Annotated in this window: 16 protein-coding genes and 1 riboswitch; of the genes, 10 read left to right on the forward strand and 6 right to left on the reverse strand. The window is 58.0% G+C overall.

Annotated features, from left to right (window positions below; genetic code table 11):
* Window positions 1–112 precede the first annotated feature (112 nt).
* The 4 genes from HMPREF9451_RS01355 to HMPREF9451_RS01370 all read left to right on the forward strand — a co-directional run bounded on the left by HMPREF9451_RS01355 (window position 113) and on the right by HMPREF9451_RS01370 (window position 4,130).
* Complete coding sequence (locus tag HMPREF9451_RS01355) at window positions 113–931, forward strand: GTP pyrophosphokinase (protein ID WP_232204081.1); 819 nt, start codon at window positions 113–115, stop codon at window positions 929–931.
* Between the two features lie 75 nt (window positions 932–1,006).
* Window positions 1,007–2,224 carry a hypothetical protein gene (locus HMPREF9451_RS01360; RefSeq protein ID WP_009138504.1) on the forward strand — a complete coding sequence of 406 codons (1,218 nt, stop codon included), beginning with the start codon at window positions 1,007–1,009 and terminating at the stop codon, window positions 2,222–2,224.
* A gap of 4 nt (window positions 2,225–2,228) precedes the next feature.
* Window positions 2,229–3,107: a TatD family hydrolase gene (locus HMPREF9451_RS01365; protein ID WP_187364027.1), complete on the forward strand. Its 879-nt coding sequence runs from the start codon at window positions 2,229–2,231 to the stop codon at window positions 3,105–3,107.
* A gap of 108 nt (window positions 3,108–3,215) precedes the next feature.
* Window positions 3,216–4,130 carry a serine O-acetyltransferase gene (locus tag HMPREF9451_RS01370; RefSeq protein ID WP_009138506.1) on the forward strand — a complete coding sequence of 305 codons (915 nt, stop codon included), beginning with the start codon at window positions 3,216–3,218 and terminating at the stop codon, window positions 4,128–4,130.
* 214 nt (window positions 4,131–4,344) lie between these two features.
* On the opposite strand, the gene HMPREF9451_RS01375 is transcribed toward HMPREF9451_RS01370, so the two are convergent.
* The 4 genes from HMPREF9451_RS01375 to HMPREF9451_RS01390 form a co-directional block, all read right to left on the reverse strand.
* Window positions 4,345–5,673 (reverse strand): L-lactate MFS transporter, encoded by a 1,329-nt coding sequence (locus HMPREF9451_RS01375; RefSeq protein ID WP_009138507.1) that lies wholly within the window; start codon window positions 5,671–5,673, stop codon window positions 4,345–4,347.
* 87 nt (window positions 5,674–5,760) lie between these two features.
* A complete protein-coding gene (gene cydC, locus HMPREF9451_RS01380) occupies window positions 5,761–7,662 on the reverse strand; it encodes a thiol reductant ABC exporter subunit CydC (protein WP_009138508.1) in 1,902 nt (633 codons plus the stop codon).
* The gene (gene cydD, locus HMPREF9451_RS01385) at window positions 7,659–9,386 is read right to left on the reverse strand and encodes a thiol reductant ABC exporter subunit CydD (protein ID WP_009138509.1); all 1,728 of its coding nucleotides are present in this window, start codon (window positions 9,384–9,386) and stop codon (window positions 7,659–7,661) included. The genes cydC and cydD overlap by 4 nt, the downstream gene beginning before the upstream one ends.
* A gap of 121 nt (window positions 9,387–9,507) precedes the next feature.
* On the reverse strand, window positions 9,508–10,596 hold the full coding sequence (locus HMPREF9451_RS01390; RefSeq protein ID WP_009138510.1) for a putative NPN-dependent ornithine cyclodeaminase: 1,089 nt from the start codon (window positions 10,594–10,596) through the stop codon (window positions 9,508–9,510).
* Window positions 10,597–11,057: 461 nt separating this feature from the next.
* Here HMPREF9451_RS01390 and HMPREF9451_RS01395 point away from each other — a divergent pair, with 461 nt between their 5' ends.
* The 6 genes from HMPREF9451_RS01395 to HMPREF9451_RS01420 all read left to right on the forward strand — a co-directional run bounded on the left by HMPREF9451_RS01395 (window position 11,058) and on the right by HMPREF9451_RS01420 (window position 20,934).
* A complete protein-coding gene (locus HMPREF9451_RS01395) occupies window positions 11,058–12,254 on the forward strand; it encodes an NADP-dependent isocitrate dehydrogenase (RefSeq protein WP_009138511.1) in 1,197 nt (398 codons plus the stop codon).
* A 493-nt stretch (window positions 12,255–12,747) separates the two neighbouring features.
* Window positions 12,748–14,523: a potassium-transporting ATPase subunit KdpA gene (kdpA, locus tag HMPREF9451_RS01400; RefSeq protein WP_009138513.1), complete on the forward strand. Its 1,776-nt coding sequence runs from the start codon at window positions 12,748–12,750 to the stop codon at window positions 14,521–14,523.
* A 63-nt stretch (window positions 14,524–14,586) separates the two neighbouring features.
* Window positions 14,587–16,650: a potassium-transporting ATPase subunit KdpB gene (gene kdpB / locus HMPREF9451_RS01405; RefSeq protein WP_051001002.1), complete on the forward strand. Its 2,064-nt coding sequence runs from the start codon at window positions 14,587–14,589 to the stop codon at window positions 16,648–16,650.
* Between the two features lie 20 nt (window positions 16,651–16,670).
* On the forward strand, window positions 16,671–17,270 hold the full coding sequence (locus HMPREF9451_RS01410; RefSeq protein ID WP_009138515.1) for a potassium-transporting ATPase subunit C: 600 nt from the start codon (window positions 16,671–16,673) through the stop codon (window positions 17,268–17,270).
* Between the two features lie 114 nt (window positions 17,271–17,384).
* Window positions 17,385–20,093, forward strand: coding sequence for a sensor histidine kinase (locus tag HMPREF9451_RS01415; RefSeq protein WP_051000947.1), 2,709 nt, complete (start codon window positions 17,385–17,387; stop codon window positions 20,091–20,093).
* A 55-nt stretch (window positions 20,094–20,148) separates the two neighbouring features.
* Complete coding sequence (locus HMPREF9451_RS01420) at window positions 20,149–20,934, forward strand: response regulator (protein WP_009138517.1); 786 nt, start codon at window positions 20,149–20,151, stop codon at window positions 20,932–20,934.
* A gap of 115 nt (window positions 20,935–21,049) precedes the next feature.
* On the opposite strand, the gene HMPREF9451_RS01425 is transcribed toward HMPREF9451_RS01420, so the two are convergent.
* Window positions 21,050–22,459 (reverse strand): alanine/glycine:cation symporter family protein, encoded by a 1,410-nt coding sequence (locus tag HMPREF9451_RS01425; protein WP_009138518.1) that lies wholly within the window; start codon window positions 22,457–22,459, stop codon window positions 21,050–21,052.
* A 71-nt stretch (window positions 22,460–22,530) separates the two neighbouring features.
* A riboswitch (glycine riboswitch) is annotated at window positions 22,531–22,648 on the reverse strand.
* A 281-nt stretch (window positions 22,649–22,929) separates the two neighbouring features.
* Complete coding sequence (locus HMPREF9451_RS01430) at window positions 22,930–23,871, reverse strand: magnesium transporter CorA family protein (protein WP_009138519.1); 942 nt, start codon at window positions 23,869–23,871, stop codon at window positions 22,930–22,932.
* Between the last annotated feature and the right edge of the window lie 193 nt (window positions 23,872–24,064).

Consider the following 24,064-nt stretch of genomic DNA (forward strand, 5'->3'; position numbering starts at 1 on the left):
CGGTGCTTCACTATGATGGCAGTGCGCGTCGAACGCGCATGCCATGCCGCATGCCATCGAGCGTCAAACGTTACGGCAGGAACGGTGCTCTTTGCACTACGAAAGGGCGTTCATGACATCCATTTCGAATTCCAGCTCCATGCTTGCTTTCAAGGACGATACTTCGTCCGCTGCGCGGAGAGAACACATATCGCGCATAGGCAATCCGTCTCATACTACGCCTCTTTCGAGCGAAGAGATGGCGCGCAACGCGGCGGGGGAGTTTCTCGCTCGCTTCGCCGACAAAGAAGGTGTCAACCACGATGCTCTTTCGTCGCAGGCGAAGGTGGTGGGGTCGGCCATGCGCGCTTCGCTGCAGCGCTACGAGTCCGCCATGCGTCAGATGGAAGTGCGTTTCGAGGTGCTCGATCGGGATTTGAGTTTGAAGAAGAACCGCAATCCCATTCACCACATTGAATCGCGCGTGAAAAACCCGGTGAGCATCTATGAGAAGCTCAAAAGACGCAACCTGCCCATCTCCGTCGAATCCATGGAGGCGAACATCTTCGATATTGCGGGCGTGCGCGTTATCTGCTCGTACATCCACGATGTATACGGGCTGCTCAGTCTTTTACGCAAGCAGGACGACCTGGAAATCGTCGAGGTGAAAGACTATATCGAGCACCCGAAACCGAACGGGTATAGAAGCCTGCATGTCATCGTGCGGATACCGGTGTATTTCATGGATAAAAAGGAGCTTGTTCCTGTCGAGGTTCAAATCAGGACCATCGCCATGGATTTTTGGGCGAGTCTCGAGCACGGGCTGAAATACAAAGCCGTGCACAGCGTCGAGGGCATCGATTCGTCGGATGAGCTGTTGTACTGCAGCCGCGTTATCAAAGACGTCGAGGAACGCATGCAAATCCTTGCGCGCGCCATGGATACGGAGTAATACCGCCGATTGATGTGAGCTTTGTTTTTCAGGACACGGCAGCGCGGCGCGCGTTGCCGACGAAGGAGATGGCTTATGCAGGAACGGCAAGACGGCGATGAGAGGAAGAAACCGTTTTGGTTTACGCTCTTCGACGACCTTTCGATAGCGCAGCTGCTCGCGGGCGCTCTGGCCGCGGTGACTTCCATGCTACTTGCATCTCGGATTGGCATAGCGGGGTCTTTGATCGGCGCTGCTGTGGGCTCGATTGTTTCCGCTGTCGCATCGCAGGTGTATAAGAAGTTCCTCTCCGCTTCTGCGGAGAAGATCAAGGATATTGCTCCGACTCACTCCTCGTCTGCTTCTGACGGGAAAAGCCATTTCGCCGATGGGTCGATTGGTTCTGCCGGGGTCGGGACGAATGAGGGTTTTTCCAGCGTGGCAACGCATGCGTTCGGTGCTGTTGGCCCTGCACGCGGAGACGTCGCTTCGGCGGATAAAACAATCGCGATGGGTGCGCTTGGCGCAAACGATGCTTCCGCGACGGGCACGCGTGCTTTGGGCGTTGATGGCATGCATGTCTCGCGTGCGGCGTCGGACGAAACCGTGGTCCTGGAGGCGGCTTCATTCGACGCTTCGTCGCACGGTGCTGCGTCCCGAACCGTCTCCAATAATGGTCGGAGCAGCAAATCCGAGGCTTACGCCGAATCGGCTCTTGCTCGCGCTCGTGCGGCTCGTGAACGCAAGGCCAAAATCCAAAAGAGCGCGGTGATTGTCGCTGCGGTTTCGGCACTGGTGGCCATGCTGCTTTCCGCCGTCGTTATCGAGGTGGTTACGGCGGGTCAAGGCGTAGGGGCGAAGGCGCCTTCCATCGTCGCCTCCTGGCATGAGCCGCAGGATGTGAAACAGGATGCTTCGCATGTCCAAAGCGCTTCTCAGGGTGGGGGCGAAAGCAAGGATTCCGGGGAGGCCCATTCCACGGATGCATCTTCGTCGAGCACTTCCGACCAGGAATCTTCTTCGAATAAAGAGGATTCGTCGGCTTCGACGGGGTCTGATTCCTCTTCGACGGGAGGTGGGTCCGAGAGCCAGCAGGGGACGTCGTCGGGCGGTACGACGGGCACGACCGGTGACGGGTCGTCAACCGACAGCTCCGGCGATCAGGGAAGCACGGATTCCGGAGCGGACGGGAGCACGGGAGGCTCTACTTCCGGCGGGTCTTCTTCATCGGGTGATTCGTCAAGCTCCGGTTCGTCTTCTTCTGGCACGGGCGGGACGCCTCAGAATCAAAGCGGGACGTCTTCCGGTGCGTGATGCGATGTTCGATATGCATTGCCATCTCGGCTTCTCGAAAGACGGGGAATCGATCGCGTGCCGCGCCGCCGAATCTCTTACGGCGTTCTCGGCAACGGTGGACCCTTTATCGTACGAAAAGGACGTGCGTCGATTTTCTTCGTGTTCGAGCGTTCGCGTAGGACTCGGACTGCATCCCTGGTTTATTTCGGACGATGATGCGCAGATCGAGCGGTTCGAGGCGATCGCCCCGTCGAGCGCCTTCATCGGCGAAGTGGGACTTGACTTTTCGTCTCGCCATGAGGAGACGCGCGAAAGACAGGTTGAGATTTTCGAACGGATTGTCGCGGCTTGCGCAAAAAGGACTCAAGGCCTGCAGCCGCGGGTATGCAGCGGCGAAGGGTCGTGTGCAAACGGACTTGTGTCTATTCATGCAGTACGCGCTGTGGACGAGGTGATTGACGCGTTCGAGCGCGCCGGTGCTCTGTGCGGGGCGGGCCGTCGGACTCCTGCGCTCGTAGGAGGGCGTGCGCTGGTGCTGCATTCGTTCGCCGGTACGTCCGACCAGCTGCAGCGCGCTTTGGATCGCGGTTTCTTCGTATCGTTCGGCCCGCGTGTCATGCGCACCAAGCGTGGCCGGGCCTATGCGCGCGCCGTTCCCGAGGACAGGCTTTTGATAGAGACCGACCTGCCGTCGGGGGAAGGCGCGCCGTTTTCTCTCGACCAATGGTGCGGCGCCATGGAAGAAACATGGGAGGCGGTGCTTGCGGCACGTTTCGGCGAGGCGAACGCGGAAAAGGTGCGTTATGCCCGGCGGGCATGCGTCGAGTTCGTCAACGGGCAAAGCGCGCGCATACTTTGCATGTCGCCTGGCGAATGCGCGCTCTCTTCGTCAATCTTTTAAGCCGAAGGGGGATTTCGCGCGGGAAAGCATACGGCTGCTGGTAGGATAGACGCATTCACTATTCCGAAGCGAACGGCTTCGGGCCGATTCGGCTGAAACGAGGTTTCTATGTTGAACGAAAGCCTGGACAACATCGTCGAAGGTATCGCGGAGAATTACAAATCTCCCGAAATCTTTTTCACCAAGCCCGACCGCCATTTTCCCAACAGGGATGCAATCATCGGCATTCTGACGGATTTGCGCCACCTGATGTTCCCCCGTTATTTCGGAGAGGAAATCCCCACGGGCTGCGACCCCCGCTATTTCATCGGCGATACGCTCATTCGTATCGAAGACTCCTTGCAGCGCCAGCTGCGCGAGGCTTTGCTGTTCCGCGACGGCGACGCCATGTCTAAGGAAGAAATCGAATCTCGCGTGAACGAGATATCGGAAACGTTCCTTGCGAAGCTGCCCGAATTGCACAAGACCCTTCTCAAGGACGTGCAGGCTGCTTTCGACGGCGACCCGGCCGCACAGAGCAAAGAGGAGATCATCTTTTCGTATCCTGGATTCTTTGCGGTATTCGTGTACCGCATCGCCCATGAGCTTTACGTGCAGAAGGTGCCGCTGATTCCACGCATCATGACCGAATATGCGCATGGCCGTACGGGCGTAGACATCAATTCGGGCGCTACGATCGGTGAATACTTCTTCATCGACCACGCCACGGGCGTTGTCATTGGCGAAACCACCATGATCGGCAATCATGTCAAGATATACCAGGGCGTAACGCTGGGCGCGCTTTCTACGCGCGCCGGTCAGCAGCTCGCAGGCGTGAAACGTCATCCCACCATTGAAGACAATGTCACGATTTATTCCAACGCAAGCGTGCTCGGCGGGGAGACGGTTATCGGCGAGGGGACGGTCATTGCGGGCGGCGCATTCGTTACCGAGTCCATTCCCGCGAATTCTCGCGTGAGTGTCAAAGGCGTCGAAATCAACGTGCGCCAGCCGCGCAAAAGCCCGGCAAGCTGGGAGTTGTAAGTCGCAATTGCGCACTTGGCTTTGCGAACGGATTCACCGTTCGTCGCCGATGTTTTCCACTATTGCAGCAGGCGGGTTTTGGTCCGAAGGCCAGGCCCGCTTGCTTTTTTTTGTTATGGGCGTGCTTGCGCATACGGCCGCAGCGCATTTGATTTCGGCAGTTGCCATTGTTCTGTGGCAGGTGTTTTGATCGATGTGCGTGCTGAAACGCCGCTTATTTTTTGGCGTTGCGCTTCTGCTCCTTTTCCCGTTTTGCCATGAAGGCCGTTGCGGCTACGAGAACCAGTCCTGCGCAGGTAAGCGCGCCTGCGGCGGGGAAGGCGGGAAGATAGCTTCCGGTATGTGCCAGAACGCTTGCGGCGAGCATGGGCCCGATGATCGAGGCGCAGGTGTAGCCTGAGAACATGAACGCGTAATTCTGGCCGAAATGCTTCGTGCCGTAGAGGTCGGCGGTAAGTGCCGGCATGGTGGCCATCATGCCGCCGAAGGTTGCGCCGATGACGCACAGGGCCGCTGTAAGGCTGACGAAGCTGTCTGCCTTCCCGAGGAAGAACGCCATGGTCGCGGCCGTCACGGTCATGCAGAACAGCATGATGGGATAGCGGCCGAAGCGGTCGGAGAGCGACGCGAATGCGAGGCGTCCTGCGAAATTTGCGACGGCGAGGATGCCGACCTGGGCTGCGGCCTGGTTGGCATCGAGGCCTGCGAGCTGTTCGCTAATGCCGGCCGCGTGTCCGATAGCCATCATGCCGGCGCTTGCCGCCACGGCGAAGAGCAGCCACATGAGGTATGCCGTGGGCTTCTTGAGCATCTGAAGTGTGGTGAGGCCGTCTTCTTGTATAGAGGAGCGGTCGCCGCGTATCCAGTTTTCGGGGGTCCAATCCTTCGGAGGGGCGGCGAGGAATCGGGAGGCGACGACTACGCCGACGGCGAAGATAATGCCGCAGATGTGAAACGACATGCTGACGCCCATGGTGGTGATGAGGAAGTTGCCCAAGGGGGCAAAGATGATGGGAGAAAGCCCGGTGGTGCCGACGCAGACGCCGTTTGCGAGCCCTCGTTTGTCGGGGAACCACGCCGTTGCCGTGGAGACCGATACGTTATAGATGACGCCGCTTCCGATGCCTCCCATGATGCTGTAGGTCATATACAACAGGGGGATGGCATCCGCGAAGCCCGCGAAGAACCACCCCGCAGCGAAGCTGCAACCGCCGCAGAGGGAGAGGATTCCCGGCTTCATGCGGTTTTGCAGCCAACCGGCAAGAAATCCCGCGCAGCATTCGGACACGATGTAAAGCGAATAGGCGAACGCGGTAGCTTGAGGAGCCCATCCATACGTGCTCGAAAGGGACGAATAGAAGATGCTCCAGACGTATACCGCACCTACGAGGGCGTTGAATGTGCCTGCCGCCGCAAGAACGACCCAACGGTTTATAGGAGCGCCCATCGCCCTTGAAGAACGGGCTTTCGCCGAGACGGCCTTTTTCGGCGAGGATGCCGGCAGGTTTTCAGGCTTTGCAGCATGACGTTCCAAATTCCCCATGTCGTCCCCTTTGTGCATGATTCAGAACAGCGACCCTACTATCTTCGGATGGTCGGGGGCGTGTCAAGGGAAAATGCGATAGAGGGCCTATTTCGCTTCGTGCGAAGAGGAGGGGCCGACGTTGCCGCTGTCGAAGGCGAGCAGCGTTCGATAGCGTTCGTTGCTTCGTTCCAGTTCGGCGGGAGACCCGTCCATGGCAATGCCGCCGTTTTCGAAGAACAGCACGCGGTCGGCGCGCGAAACGCCTTGGAGATGGTGGGTGATGAGCAAGACGGTGCTGCCTTCGAGCGTAGAGAGCATCGTTTCGAGGAGCGCCTGCTCGGTTGCGGGGTCGAGACCCGCGAAGGGTTCGTCAAGTATTACGATCGCAGGCTTGGAGAGAAGAATGCGAGCGAGCGCGATGCGATGGCGTTCGCCGCCAGAGAAACTCTTGCCCGATTCGTCTATGACAGTATCAAGCCCGTTGGGCAGCTGCTTTGCTCGCGGGCGGAGCCCGACGCGTTCGAGCGCGTCCCAGAGCTCGTCGTCGGTTGCGTTTCCTTTGCCGATGAGCAGGTTCTCTCGCAAGGACTGGTTGAAGATATGGGGATTCTGCTGGATGACGCCGACGAGGCGCATTGCCGAGAATTCTTGGCAGGCGGTATCCGTGTTGCCTACGAAGATGCGTCCGCTGTCGGGCGCCCCTTCGCCGCGAAGCAACGATGCAAAGGTTGATTTGCCGGCTCCGCTTCGTCCCAGAACGGCGACAACGCCGCCATGCGGTATCGCAAGGCTCAGGTTCCGTAGAACCGGACGATTTGTGCCGGGGTAGGAGAAGGTCACGTTCTCGAAGCGAATGTCGCAGGGGCGGGAGTCGCCGTTCGCGGAACCATGTTCGGCGGAGGGTGCGGCGGATGCAAAGGGAACGGTTCGTTCCTGCATGCTTTCGCGCGAATATTCGTTCAGATTCGCGACCGCATTGCTGTGCGTGACGATTCCGAGAGCCGCTGTAGGCACGGGGCTGAACGCCTCGATCAAGGGGAAGAAGCACAGAACGAACGCCGCGATCCAGTTCGCCGCATAGGCGGGTGCGTTTTCGTTGCCGAGCGAAGCGAGCGACAAAGCGAGTCCTGATGCGGATTCTTGGGATGCGAAGGTAGCCGAGGCCCAAAGAAGCAGCACCACGGCGCACAGGCCGAAGAGGACCTGGAGCAAAACGTCGCGTACGCGGTTATGCCGCTTGATGGCCGCGTCGATGCGGCGCGCTTCTTTCTGCAGATTCTTGTATCGGCCGAGATAGTCGTCGCTGCGTCCTGAGAAGACCCAGTCCGATACCCCCAAGACGTTGTCGGAAAGGTCGTCGTAGAGCTTGGAGGTGATCGCCTTCGCGCGCATGAGGCGCGCGCCGTTCGCGCATACGGATACAAGCGGCATGACGAACAGCGCCACGCCGAGCATAAGCGCCATGGCGCATGCAACGGGGACGGTGAAAAATCCCAGGGCGATAATGGCGACGAGATAGAGCAGCCATGCTGATGCTATGGGCAGAATCGTGCGCAGGTAGAGGTCCTGGACATGTCCGATGTCCTCGGAAAGCAGACCGAGGGCCTCTCCGAAGCGTCGTTGCGAGCGAAGCGCCGAGGAGCGGCGCTCGATAGTTTCGTAAAGCTTGCGACGCAGCTCGCTGGTCATGCGCAGCACCCAGTCGTGGCTGGCGAGGCGTTCGACGTATTGCAGGATGGGCTTGCCGAGGCCGAAGATGCGCACGAAAAGCGAGGGAAGGTGTAAAGCGAGCACGGTGAGGGGAAGGGTCGCGGCAAGAGAGATCATATAGCCGGACGTGAACATGAGAGCGCCCGCGAAGACGAAGGCGAGCAGCCCGAGGAGCAGCGTCAGGGCGAGAATATGGGCGTAGCGTGCGAAAAACGGCTTGACCCATTCATCTTGGCGCCATGCCGAATGAAGGGTTGAAACCATGCGGGGGGTTTGTTCGGCTGCGGTTTTGTTCATCGCAGGCCTCCTTCCGCGCTCAGGCGGGTCCATGCGTCGGAATTCTTCAGTTTGTCCGAAGGCCCTTGCCAAGTAATGCGTCCATGGTCCATGACGATGATGTAGTCCATGTTTGCTGCCCAATGCAGGCGATGGGTGGCAAAGAAAACGAGTTTGTTCTCCATGAGGGCAAGCGTGCTTTCCTTAAGTTCGAGCTCGGTTTCTACGTCGAGGTGCGCAGTCGGTTCGTCGAAGAGCAGAATAGTGCGCGACGAATCGAGGAAGGCGCGGGCGAGGGCTACGCGTTGGGCCTGGCCGCCCGAAAGCATGCGTTCCCCGGCCCCGATGGGGGTGTCGATTCCCTGGGGGAGTTCGCGGGCTAGAACGTCGAGGCCGACCGCTTCAAGCGCCCTGGCTATGTCTTTGTCTGTTGCGTGCGGCTGATAGAAGGCCACGTTGTCGTGCAGGCTTGCGTGGAAAAGGTAGGGGTCTTGGGGGATGAACGTGGCGTGGGCGTGCCACTGGTGGTTGCGCAGGGTCGAGCAGGTTGTCGTTCCTATATGTATCGACCCTGAGCTTGGGTCGGAAAACCCGCTCAGGAGGTTCAAGAGCGTTGTTTTTCCCGATCCGCTTGCGCCGATGATTCCTACTTTGCAGGGGCTTTTGACGGAAAAGGAGATGTCGTTGAGGGCCGTGTAGCCCGCATAATCGAACGAGACGTTCTCGAGGGTGACGGAAGGGGCTTCAAGAGCCTCCGAAGAAAGAGCGAGATCGCGTTCCGCATTCTGCGGACGAAGAGCGCGGGCTTCGTCGATGGTTTCGCGTATGGCGGCAAGGGAGGTGCGGCCGTCGAGGGATGCGTGGTAGTCCGAGGCGAATTCGCGGATAGGGCGGAAATACTCGGGAACCATGATGAGGACCGAGAGCGCCGGGAGAAAAGAAAGCGTGCCTTCGACCAGGCGGAATCCCATCATGATGGCCACGGCGGCAAGTGCTAAGGTGGCGAAGGTGTCAAGGACGGCGCTCGAGAGGGTGGCGATGCGCAGCGTTTTCATGGTGGCTTCGCGGAAGCGTTCGGAAACGGCGAAGATGCGACCCGCGTGGTCGCGGCTGCGCCCGAAGGCCTTGAGCGTGTCGATACCGCGCAGCGAATCGATGAAATGATTGGACATACGCTCGAATTCACCGTGCCTCTTCGCGGCGTCATCTTTGGCGGTGTATCCGATCATAATCATATACAGGATGATGAACGGGAAGCAGGCAAGCGCGATGAAGGCCGAAACCAGATCGAGCGGAATCATGGCGATGAGCAGGACCAAAGGCACGATGCCGACCGCGGTCATCTTTGGGATGATGAGGGCTATGTAGGCGGCGACGTGCTCGGTTCCCTCGATGGCGGAATTTACCACGGCGGCAGATCCGCGCCGGCCGACAAGTGCAGGCCCGGCTTCGAAGACGGCTTGAAGCAGCGACTCCCGCAATGAATCGGCCTGTCGGTAGGCGTATCGGTCGAGCATGTGGTCTTGCGCGGCGAGAATGACCTGACGCGCAACGAAGCAACAGAAGAACAGGGCTATCCATGCCGCTTGCTCTTCGAGTGCGTTTCCTTGCCATACGCCGACGATTGCCTGGGCGAGTCCGACCGCCTGTCCGACGACGGCGAGCGCCCGTGCGACGGTAAGGGCGACGACGACCGCCATCATGGGCTTGATGCCGTCGAGTTCGAATATCGCCCGATCGAACATGCCTTTGCCTCGTTTCTCATCGAGAAAGCGCGGGCACTGCCGTGATGCCCGCGCTTTGTCCATTAAATGATACGTATATTATAACAATTAGCTATTTTTCGGGATACGTGCTTGTGATTCTTTAAAGCCCGAGTCCTTTTGCGACGTTGGCTATGAAGTCCTGCACGTTGGTAACAACGCCGCGCGAAGAAAGCGATCCACGGTCGGTGAGTTTGTTGACGGCGAATTCGGAGATGTCTACGCAGTAGAAATACACCTGGCGAACGGTTCCGTCGTCAAGCACGCGATAGGAGGGCGTCATATTACCCGTGGCGATGGTGTGCAGCATGGTGGCCATGCAGATGACCGTGGTGGCTTTGCGGATATGGTCGCGCATGGCGCCTTGCGCCTCGTATGCGTTGCCGATGACCGGGGGAAGGGGGCCGTCGTCGCGGATCGATCCCGCCAGCACGTAGGGAACGTTGTTTTTCTCCAAGGCGTACATGATGCCGTCCTGGACGTTTTCTTCTTCGATGAATTTTGCGATCGAGCCGTGGTATTTCACGCGATTGATGGTGTCGAGATGGTGGTAGTGGCCGTTCGGGCGATTTTCCTGCGTGTCGATGTCTTGCCCGAGCGCCGTGTGAAGATAGGCGCCTTCAAGGTCATGCGTTGCAAGAGCGTTGCCGGCGAAGACGGCGTCTACGTATCCTGCTTCGATAATCTTGGAGAACGCGGTACGGGAATAGCCGTTGAAAGAAAACGCGGGACCCATGACCCAGACCACGTAGCCGCGGTCGCGCTCGTATTGCAAAAGTTCGTAGAGCTCGTCGTATTCGCGGGAGAATGCGGTTTCGCGCGAGCGGCCGAGGCGGAATGCGAAGTTCTCGCTTGGCTTGGAGGCAGCGCCGAATCCGTCGGTGTGCACGAAGATGCCCTCTTGCGCGTCTTCGGTGCGTCCGCACACGATGAGGTCGCCTTCTTTGATCAGGCGGAATTCAACGACTAGGATGCGGCCGTTTTCGTAGACGGCAACGCAGTCCATGCGGCTGTCTTCGGCAAGGAGCCACTGGCCGTCGATCTTGAAGTATTCGGGATAGATGCTCATGGCGTGATACCCCTCGGGTGCCACGGTGTCTTTCGGCGCGGGGACAAGGGTAGCATTGGGCGCTTCCTCAAAAAGGGGGAGTTTGAAATCGGGTGCCGTGTAAGGTTTCAGTTCGAAGCTCATAAGACCGCCCTTCGTATGCGTGCCGTTCGGTGCGTCGGTTTTCCTGAGCGCTTACATTCTCGGTGCTTGCGGCTCCTGCTATCTTTCGCGCTTGCGTCCGAACGGTGTTGTGCAAATTGATGACTGGATAGAAATTCTAGCAGATCTTTCGTCTCTTATCGGCGCGGAGCGCCTTCGCTGAAGCCATGCGGGCTGTCGCGAGCGTGCCGAAGCTCTGGGCGGATCGGCGTACGGCGTGTCTTATGAGGCACGCCGGCGTTAGAAGATCTTTTGCTTATCCTGCCGAAGTTTACCGTTTGCGAAAACGCATCGGTTTTACGCCGTTCGTCTTCGTATCGGCGTTATTATGCTTTAGCATGCAATAGTAGCAGCACACTGCCTTGTCCGCGTATGGCGGGATGCGACGGCGCGTTCGTGCGATTCGTCGAGGTGGCAGGCCGATATGAAATGAAAGGTGGACCATGGCGAAGATTCAGATGACCACGCCGCTGGTTGAGATGGACGGCGACGAGATGACCCGTATCATCTGGCAGATGATAAAAGACGAGCTGATCTGTCCATTCGTCGATCTGAAGACCGAGTACTACGACTTGGGCCTCGAGCATCGCAATGCCACTGACGACCAGGTTACGGTTGATTCGGCGGAGGCTACCAAGCGTCTGGGCGTTGCGGTGAAGTGCGCCACCATCACGCCGAACGCCGCTCGCGTCGAGGAATACGATCTCAAGCAGATGTGGAAAAGCCCCAACGGCACCATTCGCGCCATGCTCGACGGCACGGTGTTTCGCACCCCCATCGTGGTCAAGGGCATCGAGCCGTGCGTGCGCAATTGGGTGAAGCCCATTACCATCGCGCGCCATGCGTACGGTGACGTGTATAAGAATACCGAGATGCGCGTTCCCGCCGCAGGCAAGGTCGAGCTGGTCTATACCGCCGAAGACGGCAGCGAGCAGCGTGAGCTGATTCACACCTTCGCAGGCCCCGGCGTTGTGCAAGGCATGCATAATCTGGACGGTTCTATCGAAAGCTTTGCTCGCAGCTGCTTCAACTATGCGCTCGATGTGAAGCAGGATTTGTGGTTTGCCACCAAAGACACCATTTCCAAGAAGTACGACCATCGCTTTAAGGACATCTTCCAGGAAATCTACGATGCCGAGTACGCCGAGCGTTTCGAGGCTGCGGGCATCGAGTATTTCTACACGCTGATCGACGATGCGGTCGCCCGCGTGATGAAGGCTGACGGCGGTTTCATCTGGGCTTGCAAGAACTATGACGGCGACGTGATGAGCGACATGGTCTCCTCGGCTTTCGGCTCTCTTGCCATGATGACTTCGGTGCTCGTGTCTCCGCAGGGCGTTTACGAATACGAGGCGGCGCACGGTACGGTGCAGCGCCATTATTACAAGCACCTCAAGGGCGAGACCACGTCCACGAACTCTGTGGCAACCATCTTTGCCTGGACCGGTGCCCTGCGCAAGCGCGGCGAGCTTGACGGCTTGGACGACCTGGTCAATTTCGCCGACCGCTTGGAAAAGGCGACGCTCGACACGATTGAGGCGGGCGAGATGACGGGAGACTTGGCTCGCATCACCACGTTGGAGAACCCCACGACGCTTTCCACGCGCGATTTCATCCTGGCGATCGCCAAACGTCTCTAAACTTTGCAAGACAAGGCGCGCTTCGACGACGTTTGTCGAAGCGCGCCTTGCTGTTTTCGCGGTCTGCGTTTTGCCGCGGTGCGTCTTCTGTTTCGAAAGGCATGTCGTTTCATCGAGAGTCCGTTTTCGATGAAACGACATGCCTTTTCTTTTTTGCGCGCGACGAGCACAAGGCGGGCTATGGGCCATGCGTGCTCTCTGGCATCGCGGTCAATCTTAATGCGATCTTAATACGCATGCTTTTCTTCCTAACGCCGCATTAACGGGAACTTTCATATCGTAGGCATCGAGCCGAGGGTTGCTTTCGGCTTCGTCTTTGCCGACCGCGTGGAGTATTGCGCAGGTTGGGCGGGCGGGTTTCGACGATGGCGACGTGCCATCTATGGAAAGGAATGTGCGGTCTTATGGAAATCGTGACAGGATGCGTCGGCGCGGCAGGTGTGCTTGCGGCTCTTTACCTGTTTTACGTGCTGCTCAGGGGAGATGATGAAAGGTGATCGACGAGATTTTCGAATACGCCGTGTATGTGGCTTTTCTTATTGCGTGCGCACTGCCTCTTTCCGCCTACATCAACAAGGTTATGGCGGGAGAGAAGCATTTCTTGAGCTGCGTCACCGTCCCTGTCGAGCGGTGCGCGTGTCGTATCATGGGCATCGATTCGTGCGAGCAGATGGGATGGCGGAAGTATCTTGCGAGCGCTTTGATCTTCTCCATCGTGTCTTTCGTTGTGCTTATGGCCATTCTTATGCTGCAGGGTTTTCTTCCTCTCAATCCCGAGGGCCTTTCGGGCCTTTCGGGCGATCTTGCCTTCAATACCGCGGCGAGCTTCGTGAGCAATACGAATTGGCAGTCGTATTCGGGCGAGTCTACCTTGAGCTATTTCTCGCAGGCTATAGGCTTGACAGTGCAGAACTTTGTCACTCCCGCCGTGGGCATGGCGGTGCTGTTCGCGCTGTTTCGCGGACTTGTTGCGCAGAATAGCGAGGGCCTCGGTTCGTTTTGGACGGATGTCGTGCGCGCGTTGCTCGGCGTGTTGATTCCTCTTTCTTTGGTGTTGGCGGTTGCAGACGTTTGGCAGGGATCCCCTCAGAACATGTCTGATTACCAGACGACTCAGCTTGTCGAGCCGGTCGGTATCGCCGAGAACGGCGAGGTTGTTTCGGCCGACGACCCATCCGCTGTTGAAGTGGTGGACGAGATGGTTGTTCCCATGGGACCTCAGGCGAGCCAGGTTGCCATTAAGCAGCTCGGCACCAACGGAGGCGGCTATAACGGAGTGAATTCCGCGAGTGTGCTGGAGAATCCCACGCCGCTAAGCAATCTGCTCCAATGCGTCAGTCTGCTGCTCATTCCCGTTGCCTTGGTGTTTTCTTTCGGCCGCTTCGTGAACGATCGCCGCCAGGGCCGTGCGATATTCTTCTCGATGTTTGCCATCCTTATGGTCGCCCTGCTTGCTGTCGGGTATTTCGAGATGGCGGGCACGCCCCAGCTTGCCCAAGATGGTGCGGTCTACATGGGGCAGGCGGGCCAGTCCGGGGGCAATATGGAAGGCAAGGAGACTCGTTTCGGCGTGACCGATTCTGCGCTGTGGGCGACGTTTACCACAGCGGCCTCCAATGGCTCGGTGAATTCTATGCACGATTCGTTTACCCCGATGGGGGGTATGGTGCCGATGCTGCTCATGCAGTTGGGCGAAATCATCTTTGGCGGTATAGGATGCGGCCTGTATTCCATGATTGGTTTTGTGATCTTGACTGTGTTCATCGCCGGTTTGATGGTGGGGCGCACGCCTGAATACCTGGGCAAGAAGATCGGTCCCAAAGAGATGCGCATGGCGGTGGTGCTCGCCATCTGCACGCCTGTGGTCATCTTGGTCGGCGCGGCGGCAATGTGTCTGGATCCGGCTACGTTCGCCAGCCTTTCCAACGCGGGTCCGCACGGCTTTTCCGAAGTGCTCTATGCGGCCACGTCGGCGGGCGCCAACAATGGCTCGGCCTTCGCGGGCATGAATTGCAACACGCCGTTTCTCAACATGGTGCTCGGCTTCGAGATGCTGGCTAATCGCTTCATTCCTATGGCCGCCGCGTTGTGCCTGGCTGGAAGCTTGGCGAATCGCCAAAAGGTAGCTGTTTCGGCGGGAACGCTGTCCACGGCCAATGGCATGTTCGTATTCCTCTTGATTCTGATTGTTTTGCTCATTGCAGCGCTTTCCATGTTCCCCGCCTTGGCGCTGGGTCCCGTGGCAGAGCAGCTTCAGATGATGCATTAGGGAAGGGTGTGAGCTAAGGTGAAATCCGTTTCCAAGACGGCGAGCGATTCTCGCGCTCAGGCAATGAGCGCCGTATCGGGAGCTTTCGCGAAGCTCGCGTTTCGCGAGCAGGCGAAAAACCCCGTTATGCTCATGGTTTACGTTTCGGCCATATTGACGACGGTTTTGTTCATATTGAGCTTGTTTGGCGTGGCGGATTCGAAGCCCGGCTATATTTGCGCGATTGCGGTGGTGCTGTGGTTGACGGTGCTGTTTGCCAATTTCGCCGAGTCTTTGGCAGAGGGTCGCGGCAAGGCCCAGGCGGACAGTCTTCGTGCGGCGAAAAAGGACGTCGTTGCTCTTAAGCTTAACGACTGCCTGGCCGCCCGTGGTAGCCATGAGGCCGATCCTGCGGCATTCTACGAGCGTGAGGCCATCGAAGTATCCTCGAGCGAGTTGGGTTGCGAAGATGTAGTGTTCGTGCGGGCAGGCGATCAGATTCCGGCTGACGGCGAAGTCATTGTGGGTGCGGCATCGGTCGATGAATCCGCCATCACGGGCGAATCCGCCCCGGTTATTCGCGAATCGGGCGGTGATCGCTCCAGCGTTACCGGTGGCACGACGGTTCTTTCCGACTGGTTGGTGCTTCGCGTTACCCAAGAGCGCGGCAAGAGCTTTTTGGACCAGATGATCTCTATGGTCGAGGCCGCTTCGCGCAAACGCACCCCCAACGAGATCGCTCTACAGCTTCTCCTTGTGGCTTTGACCATCGTGTTCTTGCTGGTCACCATGTCTTTGTTTACGTTCAGCGATTTCGGCGCACAGCTTGCGGATATGGATAATCCCACCACGATTACCAGTTTGGTCGCTCTGTTCGTATGCCTTGCCCCCACGACGATCGGCGCTTTGCTTTCTGCAATCGGCATCGCGGGTATGAGCCGTCTCAATCGCGCCAACGTGCTTGCCATGAGCGGCCGTGCGGTTGAAGCCGCTGGCGACGTCGATATCCTGATGTTGGACAAGACGGGCACCATCACACTCGGCAACCGTCAGGCATGCGAATTCGTGCCGGTGGACGGCGTCGCCGAAGAGGAGCTTGCCGATGCGGCCCAGTTGGCGAGTCTGACCGACGAGACCCCCGAGGGTCGTTCTATCGTGGTGCTCGCCAAGGAGCGCTTCGGGATCCGCGGCCGTGATTTGGAAGGCGCGGGCATGGAAAGCATTCCGTTTACCGCGCAGACGCGCATGAGCGGCGTCAACTTTGACGGCCACGAGATTCGCAAAGGTGCCGCCGACGCCGTGCGTTCCTACGTGGAGTCCTATGGCGGAACGTACAGCGACGAATGCCGTTGCGTCGTGGAGGAGATCTCGCGTGCCGGTGGCACTCCGCTGCTCGTCGCCCGCGACCATGCGATTCTTGGCGTGGTGTACCTGAAAGACGTCGTCAAGCAGGGCATCAAGGAGAATTTTGCTTCGTTGCGCAAGATGGGCATCAAGACCATCATGATCACGGGCGACAATCCCATGACCGCCGCCGCTATTGCCGCTGAGGCCGGCGTGGACGACTTCCTGGCCGAGGCGACGCCGGAAAGCAAGCTTGATGCCATTCGCCAGTATCAGGCCGAAGGTCATATGGTGGCCATGACCGGCGACGGCACCAATGACGCCCCTGCGCTTGCCCAGGCCGATGTCGCTGTGGCTATGAATTCCGGCACGCAGGCCGCTAAAGAAGCGGGCAATATGGTCGACTTGGATTCGAATCCTACCAAGCTGATCGACATTGTGCGCATTGGCAAGCAGCTTCTTATGACCCGAGGAAGCCTGACCACGTTTTCCATCGCGAACGACCTGGCGAAGTATTTTGCCATCATCCCGGCGTTGTTCGTGGGGCTGTATCCGCAGCTTGAGGTGCTCAACATCATGCATCTTGCGAGTCCCGAATCGGCAATTCTTTCGGCGATTGTCTACAACGCATTGATCATCGTGGTTCTTATTCCCTTGGCGCTTAAAGGCGTGAAATATCGCGAGGTCTCTTCGAGCAAGCTGCTTGCTCATAATCTGCTGGTATATGGTCTGGGCGGCATCATTCTCCCGTTCATCGCAATCAAAGCTATCGACGTAATCTTGGTTGCATTCGGGTTGGCATAGGCGAAAGGACGAAACGCATTATGAAATGCATCGAGAATTGGGTGAAGGGTTTTGCGCTGTTCGTCGGCGCGACGCTTGTCTGCGGCGCTTTGTACACGGCGGTCGTCACGCTGGTTGCTCAGGTGGCATTCCCCTATCAGGCAAACGGTAGCTTCGTTGAGGGTTCCGATGGCAATCGCTACTCTATGCTGGTTGGCCAGAGCTATTCCGACGAAGGACATATGTGGGGCCGTGTTCAGAACTACAACGCCGAGACATTTGTGGGAGAAGATGGGTCCATCCGACTGTGGGCAGGTCCATCCAACATCAGTCCTGCAAGCGAGGACTTCGAGTCGTCCGTTGCCGAGCGCGTAGCTGAAATCCGCGCCGCCCACCCCGAGCACGCTGGTGAACCTGTGCCGAGCGATTTAGTAACATGCTCGGGTTCCGGTTTCGATCCGCATATCTCTCCCGCGGCCGCAGAGTATCAGGTGGAGCGTTTGGCGAAGAATACCGGTAAATCCGAGGAGGAAATCCGTGCTATTATTCGCGAATGTACAGATGGGCCGCAGTTCGGCATCTTGGGAGATGCGACCGTGAATGTGCTGAAGGTCAATCTGATGCTTGATGGAATCTTGTAGCGGTCGGTTTGCGGTTGCGTACCGTAGGTTGTAACGGCTTGCGATAAACGAGCGTCGAAGAGGGCGGGCGGAAGCCGCGCCCCTTCGGCGTTTCGACGGAGAAAGCGAGTGGTCGTGGAGTGCGAAAAGATGAGGCAAAACCCTGACGACTTGCTTCGTCGTATCAAGATGGACGAGGCAAGCGCGGATGAGACGCAGGGTCGCCTGAAAATATTTTTCGGGTATGCCGCAGGCGTTGGCAAAACGTACGCGATGCTGGATGCTGCACATGATGCCCTTGCACAGGGGTTTGACGTGGTGGTGGGCTATGTCGAGCCTCACCAGCGCCCGGCGACGTCTGCATTGCTTGAAGGATTGGAAAGCATTCCTTCTGCCATGGTGCAGCATAAAGGGATAGTGTTGCGCGAATTCGACCTTGATGCCGCGTTGGAGCGCCGCCCTCAAATTGTTCTGGTCGACGAGCTTGCCCATACCAATGCCGACGGATGCCGCCATAAAAAACGCTATCAGGATGTCGAAGAACTGCTGCGTGCGGGCATTAACGTGTACACCACCATGAACGTTCAGCATTTGGAGAGCTTGAACGACAAGGTGGCGGCTATTACCCAGGTTCCCGTTCACGAGCGCGTTCCCGACCGTGTCTTTGATCGGGCCGCTTCGGTCGAGCTGATAGACATCGAGCCCGAGGAGCTGATCGAGCGCCTGAACGCTGGCAAGATTTACAAGACCGACCAAGCAAGGCGGGCGTTGTCGCATTTTTTCACCAAGAAGAATCTGGCGGCGTTGCGGGAGATAGCCCTGCGTCGCACGGCCGACCGTCTGAATCGCAACTCCTACGCCTCCGGTCTTGGCGCGGGTGAGGATGTCTTGCTGTACGTGAGCGAGCGCCCCGGTGACGTGCGCGCCATCCGTGCTGCTGCGAATATGGCCCAGACGTATCATGGAAACCTGGTCGCGCTGGTGGTCGAATCTTCCGCAGGAGGACGTGCGTTGGGTGCGGAGGAGGAAAGGGCGCTGCGTTCGAACGTGGCGCTAGCCGAGGAGCTTGGCGCGCATGTCGTCACCGTCCAGGGCGACGATCCCGCCGTCCAGATCGCGCAATACGTCCCTGCGGCGGGAATCGACCGCGTGGTTTTGGGATCTTCGGGAAACGAAGGACGCTATTTCGGCTTCGGCGAGACGATGGCGAAGCGCTTGATGCGTTTAGCCTCGGGTCTTTGCGTTTCCGTCGTCCCCGATGCCAGCGCGGCGCATCGCGTCACGGCGGTACAATCGCCTATTTTGCGTTTTTCATTACGCGATGTCTGGATTGCTTTGGCTGCAACTGTTGTCTCGTGCTTGGTAGGCTTCGGCGCGTTTCAGACGGAGTTCGGCTCGCCGGTGGTGCCGATGCTCTTTTTGCTCTCTATTGTGATTTTCGCGCGCTTCGCCGACACGGTGACGTATAGCTTGGCGGCGGCTCTTGTCGGCATGTTCGCGTATAACTTCTTCTTCACGTATCCGCGCTTCACGTTGATGGCGAACGGCTTAAGCTATCCGCTCGTCTTTGCCTGCCTGGCTATGGGGGGTTTCGCCATTTCTCTTTTGACTGTGCGGATGAAGACGCAATCCGTGCAGGCGGTGCGTAGGGTATACCGCACCGAGGTCTTGATTGACACGAGTCGTCGTCTTCGCCGTGCAACGACGGTCAACGAATGTCTTGCCATTGCGGCAAATCAGGTTATCAAGCTTTTGAACAGGCCTGTTGCCATGTACGATGCAGACGGTCAGGCGCGTTTGGGCGAACTGGCCGTTTTCGACCTGCCGGGAACGGAGGGAGAGTCGTCCGGTATGGCCGACGAACGCGAGCGTGCAGTGGCCGCATGGGTGGCCGCCAATGACGAGCGGGCGGGTGCGACGACGAGCACGCTGATGGATTCGAAATGCCTGTACTTGCCGATTCACGGCAAAGACCGTGTGCATGGGGTTGCGGGCATCTTAATCGCGGACGAGGGGGAAATCGGGTCGTTCGAAAAAAACCTGCTCGTGGCCATTTTGGAAGAGGTCGGGCAGACCATGGAGCGCATCAGACTTTTCCAAGAGGCCCAGGAGATGAAGGTGAAAGCGGAAACGGAATCGTTGCGGTCGAAACTGCTGCGTTCGGTGAGCCACGACCTGCGTACGCCTTTGACTAGTATTTCGGGAAATGCCGAGGTCTTGATGGAGGGCGGCGACCGCATCGATTTCTCCCGGCGCCTTGCGCTGTACCGCGATATTCGCGAGGATTCGTTGTGGCTGGTCGATTTGGTGGAGAATCTGCTCGCGGTCACGAGGGCGGAGGAGGGCAGGCTCGATTTAAACATTCAAGCCGAGGTTGTCTCCGACGTGATGGAGGAGGCGGTGCGCCATTGCGAGCGGCATGCCGACGCTCATGCGATTCGTATCGATTCCGAAGGAGAACTGCTGCTTGCGAGCATGGATGCTCGCTTGATCGTGCAGGTTCTGGTCAATTTGATAAACAATGCGGTGAATTACACGCCTGCGGAAAGCACGGTTGTTCTTTCCGCGCACAAGCATGGTTCGTGGATTCGCATAGATGTGGCGGACAACGGCCTCGGCATCGTAGACGAGGAGAAATCGTACGTTTTCGACATGTTTTACAATGGTTCGCACGAACGCGGCGACCATCGTCGTGGCATGGGGTTAGGCCTTGCGTTGTGCAAGTCTATCGTCGAGGCCCACGGCGGCCGCATTGGCGTGAGAGACGCGTGCCCGCATGGCTGCATATTCTGGTTCACGCTGCCGGCGCTTGACATGACATCTACGCTCGGTTTGAAACGCTAGTCATGCAGAGCTTGCCGACGGCGCGGGGCCTGCCATTCGAAGGAGGGAATGCGATATGGCCGAGGGAACAGGCAATGGGCGCTTTGTCATCTTGGTGGTCGAAGACGACGCCGCTGTACGCAACTTGCTTACGATGACTCTTGACCTGCAGGGTTATCGCGTGGAATATGCCGATCGCGGCTCGGCGGGATTGATGGCGGCGGCGTCGCTCAATCCCGATCTGCTCATTTTAGACCTCGGCTTACCAGATATGGACGGTTCCGAAGTCATTGGAAAGATTCGGTCCTGGTCGGATGTTCCTATCCTGGTGGTATCTGCCCGCCTCGAGGATGCCGACAAGGTTGCTGCACTTGATGCCGGCGCGGACGATTATATCGTCAAGCCATTTTCGGTCGACGAACTGCTTGCGCGCATTCGCGTGGCGCTTCGTCGCGTTGAGCGTACGGGTTATTCGGCATCCGAGGAGTCATGTGTGTACGACAACGGCGGGCTGCACATCGATTTCGCTGCGGCATGCGTGACGCTTGACGGCGAAGAAGTCCATCTGACGCCGATGGAATACAAGCTGCTGTGTGTCCTTGCACGCAATACGGGCAAGGTGCTTACGCATAATTACATCTTAAAAGAAGTCTGGGGCTCGGCCCTTGCGTCCGATATGGCGAGCCTGCGCGTGTTCATGGCGACATTGCGTAAAAAGATAGAGTTCGATCCGTCTCATCCTCGCTATGTTCAGACCCATGTCGGCATTGGATATCGCATGATGAAGGTCGATGCGGACGAAGGCTTCGAAGACTGCGTGAAAGCCCCCGCTTCTGATATTGGGGCAAGCGAGTTGCCTTGACGGATAGAGAGTCGTGCGGTCACGAGGTGCGGGAGAGGGGCGTGCCCGGCAGAGAAAAACGCCCGCGCATAATGAATTGCGCGGGCGTCTGATGGGGTCCTATGGTTTTCTCGGGCTATTCTGCCTGAGCGTCTTCTTTCTTGACGATCTCGCATTTTTCGCCGCGGGTCTTGGCGCACATGCTTACTGCGCCACCGAGAGCGATCAAAGCGATGGCATTCGGCAGAACCATGAGCTGGTTGAACATGTCTGCAAGCTCCCAGACCAGGTCGTTGGAAAGCAGCGATCCGGCGAAGATGAAGCACAGCGCGATGACCATGAAGACGGGGACTGCTTTTTTGCCGAACAGGTATTCCACGTTGAGCTTTGCAAAAAGGTTCCAGCTGATGATGGTGGAGAAGGCAAAGAATAGCAGGCAGATTGCCACGAACATTGCGCCGCCGCTTGCTCCGAAGAGTTCTCCGAAGGCGATCTGAGCCATGTTGGTCTTGTCGATTCCTTCATACATGCCCTGGGCCAAAGCACCGTCGCCCACATAGAGCGTGATGATGGAGACAAGAGCGGTGATGGTGACGACGACGAAGGTGTCCACGAAAACGGCGATGATTGCGACAACGCCCTGCTCGTGGGGGTTTTTCACATTGGCCATAGCATGTGCATGCGGAGTGGATCCCATGCCCGCTTCGTTGGAGAACAGGCCGCGTTTAGCGCCCTGGGAGAGAGCGGCAATGATGCCGAAGGTCACGCCGCCGACGGAAGCCTGCGGGTTGAAGGCGCACTCGAAAATCAGCGCGAACGCTGCAGGCAGCTGACCGATGTTCGCGATGATGACGGCAAGACCGCCGACGAGGTAAATGATCGCCATGACGGGGACGAGCTTCTCGGTGACGGATGCGATGCGCGAAATGCCGCCGAGGAAGATGAAGCCGCCTACGACGACGATCGCGAGGCCCATGATCCAGGTGGGAATGCCGAAAGCGGTGTTACAGGTGGATGCGATGGAGTTCGACTGGACCATGCAGCCCATGAAGCCGAGTGCCAAGATGATGGCGACGGCGAAGAAACCTGCGAGGAAGGTTCCGAACTTGCCCGTGAATGCGGTCTTGATGTAGTAGACAGGACCGCCGTGTACCGTGCCGTCGGGATCGACTCGACGGGTCTTTTGTGCAAGGACGGCTTCTGCATAGTTGGTTGCCATGCCCAAGAAGGCGATGAGCCACATCCAGAAAATAGCGCCCGGGCCGCCGACGAGGATGGCGCCGCATGCGCCGACGATATTACCCGTGCCGACCTGCGCAGCAATGGCGGTGGCCAACGCCTGGAACGAGCTCATGCCGCTTTTTTGCTTGCCGCCTTTGAGGGAGAACGTGCCGAAAAGCCTTCTCACGCCTTCGCCGAAGCAGCGAACCTGCACGAAGCGCGTGCGAATGGTGAAAAACAGACCCGTACCGATCAAGAGAATGATCAGAACGTAGTTAGAAAGATACGAGTTGATAGTTTGGACTACGGTAAGCAATGCGTCCACGTAACGACCTCCTTCAGGCTTGCCGGAGAAGCCTCGGGAGAACGAAACGAGTCAGCTGAATGAAGTCAGAAAACCGCATCTCTGTCCTTTTGCCTGAGAGATTCGGCAATCGGGGCGGCGTGGCAGCGCCTTGCACCCGATGGCCTTGCACCGTCGGCACTCATTTAAGAGTTCTCCAGAGGTTTCTCCACTTCCGGTTTCACGTGCGATCCCGAAAGTTTCATCGAAATGGTATGGGGCGAATTATCGTACTAAAGTGTTGGAGTGCGCAAGGGCAAATGGGGATTTTTTGCGAAAGTGCAGGTCGGTAGGCGAGAAAATGCGCCGTTCACCCGCTATCAACAAAGCGAACGGTGCGAAAGCAGCCGTTATCGGCAAAAAAGCGATTGAAATATCGGGCGCTGTCGACCGAGCCGCCATGCGGACTTTGGCTGCTTCGAGCTGTTGCGAAGTGCGACGTTGGAGACGCGCTAGAACCATTTGAGACGCTTGAGCACCACGAGGATGGCGACGAGGAGAATGGCCGTGATTCCCGTGACGATGGCGAATCCATATGGAGAGTCGGATAGAGGAATTCCTTCAAGGTTCATGCCGAACACGCCGCCGATGACCGTAGGAACACAGAGCACCAGCGTCAACGACGCGACCAGCTGCATGGTGTGGTTCAGGTCGTAATCCATCATCAGCCCGAAATGATTGATCGTCGAGTCAAGAATCTCGGAATAGATTTTCGTTGTCTCGAGCGCCTGGCGGTTCTCAATCATGACGTCGTCGAAAAGGTCGATGATTTCGGGGTTGTGCAGAGTCAGCACGTAGCGGCGGTAGCGTTCGAAGACGGTGTCGTTCGTGGTGAGGGAGGTTTTGATGTACACGAACGATGCATCGAGGGCGTAGAGCTCCTCGAGCTCTTTGCGCGTCGCCTTCTCGGTGGAGTGCGAAAGGTTCATGCGGCGTCGGTTCAGGGCGCGTAGGGAGGCGAAGTACGCTTCCGACGAGGCAAGCAAGATGTCGCTCGTGAAGCCCTTGATGTTGTCTGTGGGATGCAGGTTGCGCTGCCGTGACTTGAGGATGGAGATGAGGGGGACGCGATACACCGAACAGACGGAGATGACGTGGTCCGCCGTTTCGAAGATGCCGATAGGGATGGTGGTGTAGCGCTTTTCTCCGGACGTCTTATCGTGGACGGGGGTGTCCACGATGAACATGGTGTAGACGTCGTTGTGCTCGATGCGGGAGACCTCTTCGAGGTCGAGGGGAGCGCAGACGTCGTCTTCCTCAATGCCGAAACGTTGCGTTATCTGTGAAAGCTCTTCGGGGGCTGGTTCAAAGAGCGCAATCCAGCAACCGGGCTTTTCTTCGTCCAGTTTAACGAGAGAGCGAGTCTGTTCGTCGGTGCAGAAGTATTCGATCATGTGCGCTCCTCTCGTGCGGGCGTTTCAAGATATTGCACCATCATAGGCGAAGCGACGCCTCGAGGGGTCTGACGTCTTTTGCGCTTCCGTGGAATTTGCAAGAGCTTGACAGCGGGACTCGCGCTTGTCGCAAGCCTTGCCCTGTTTGACCAGGGTTCAGGGTGCGTATGCCTTGCGCTTGATGAAACGGCTC

Origin of the sequence: Slackia piriformis YIT 12062 (assembly GCF_000296445.1) — a bacterium.
Taxonomy (GTDB): Bacteria; Actinomycetota; Coriobacteriia; order Coriobacteriales; family Eggerthellaceae; genus Slackia; species Slackia piriformis.

Bases quoted from the DNA above. Each gene is read 5' to 3' on its own strand.
- HMPREF9451_RS01355 (WP_232204081.1), top strand. From the start codon at position 113: ATGACATCCATTTCGAATTCCAGCTCCATGCTTGCTTTCAAGGACGAT.
- HMPREF9451_RS01390 (WP_009138510.1), bottom strand. From the start codon at position 10,596: ATGAGCTTCGAACTGAAACCTTACACGGCACCCGATTTCAAACTCCCC.
- HMPREF9451_RS01365 (WP_187364027.1), top strand. From the start codon at position 2,229: ATGTTCGATATGCATTGCCATCTCGGCTTCTCGAAAGACGGGGAATCG.
- kdpB (WP_051001002.1), top strand. From the start codon at position 14,587: ATGAGCGCCGTATCGGGAGCTTTCGCGAAGCTCGCGTTTCGCGAGCAG.
- HMPREF9451_RS01430 (WP_009138519.1), bottom strand. From the start codon at position 23,871: ATGATCGAATACTTCTGCACCGACGAACAGACTCGCTCTCTCGTTAAA.
- cydC (WP_009138508.1), bottom strand. From the start codon at position 7,662: ATGAACAAAACCGCAGCCGAACAAACCCCCCGCATGGTTTCAACCCTT.
- HMPREF9451_RS01370 (WP_009138506.1), top strand. From the start codon at position 3,216: ATGTTGAACGAAAGCCTGGACAACATCGTCGAAGGTATCGCGGAGAAT.
- HMPREF9451_RS01395 (WP_009138511.1), top strand. From the start codon at position 11,058: ATGGCGAAGATTCAGATGACCACGCCGCTGGTTGAGATGGACGGCGAC.
- HMPREF9451_RS01410 (WP_009138515.1), top strand. From the start codon at position 16,671: ATGAAATGCATCGAGAATTGGGTGAAGGGTTTTGCGCTGTTCGTCGGC.
- HMPREF9451_RS01420 (WP_009138517.1), top strand. From the start codon at position 20,149: ATGGCCGAGGGAACAGGCAATGGGCGCTTTGTCATCTTGGTGGTCGAA.
- HMPREF9451_RS01360 (WP_009138504.1), top strand. From the start codon at position 1,007: ATGCAGGAACGGCAAGACGGCGATGAGAGGAAGAAACCGTTTTGGTTT.
- cydD (WP_009138509.1), bottom strand. From the start codon at position 9,386: ATGTTCGATCGGGCGATATTCGAACTCGACGGCATCAAGCCCATGATG.
- HMPREF9451_RS01375 (WP_009138507.1), bottom strand. From the start codon at position 5,673: ATGGGGAATTTGGAACGTCATGCTGCAAAGCCTGAAAACCTGCCGGCA.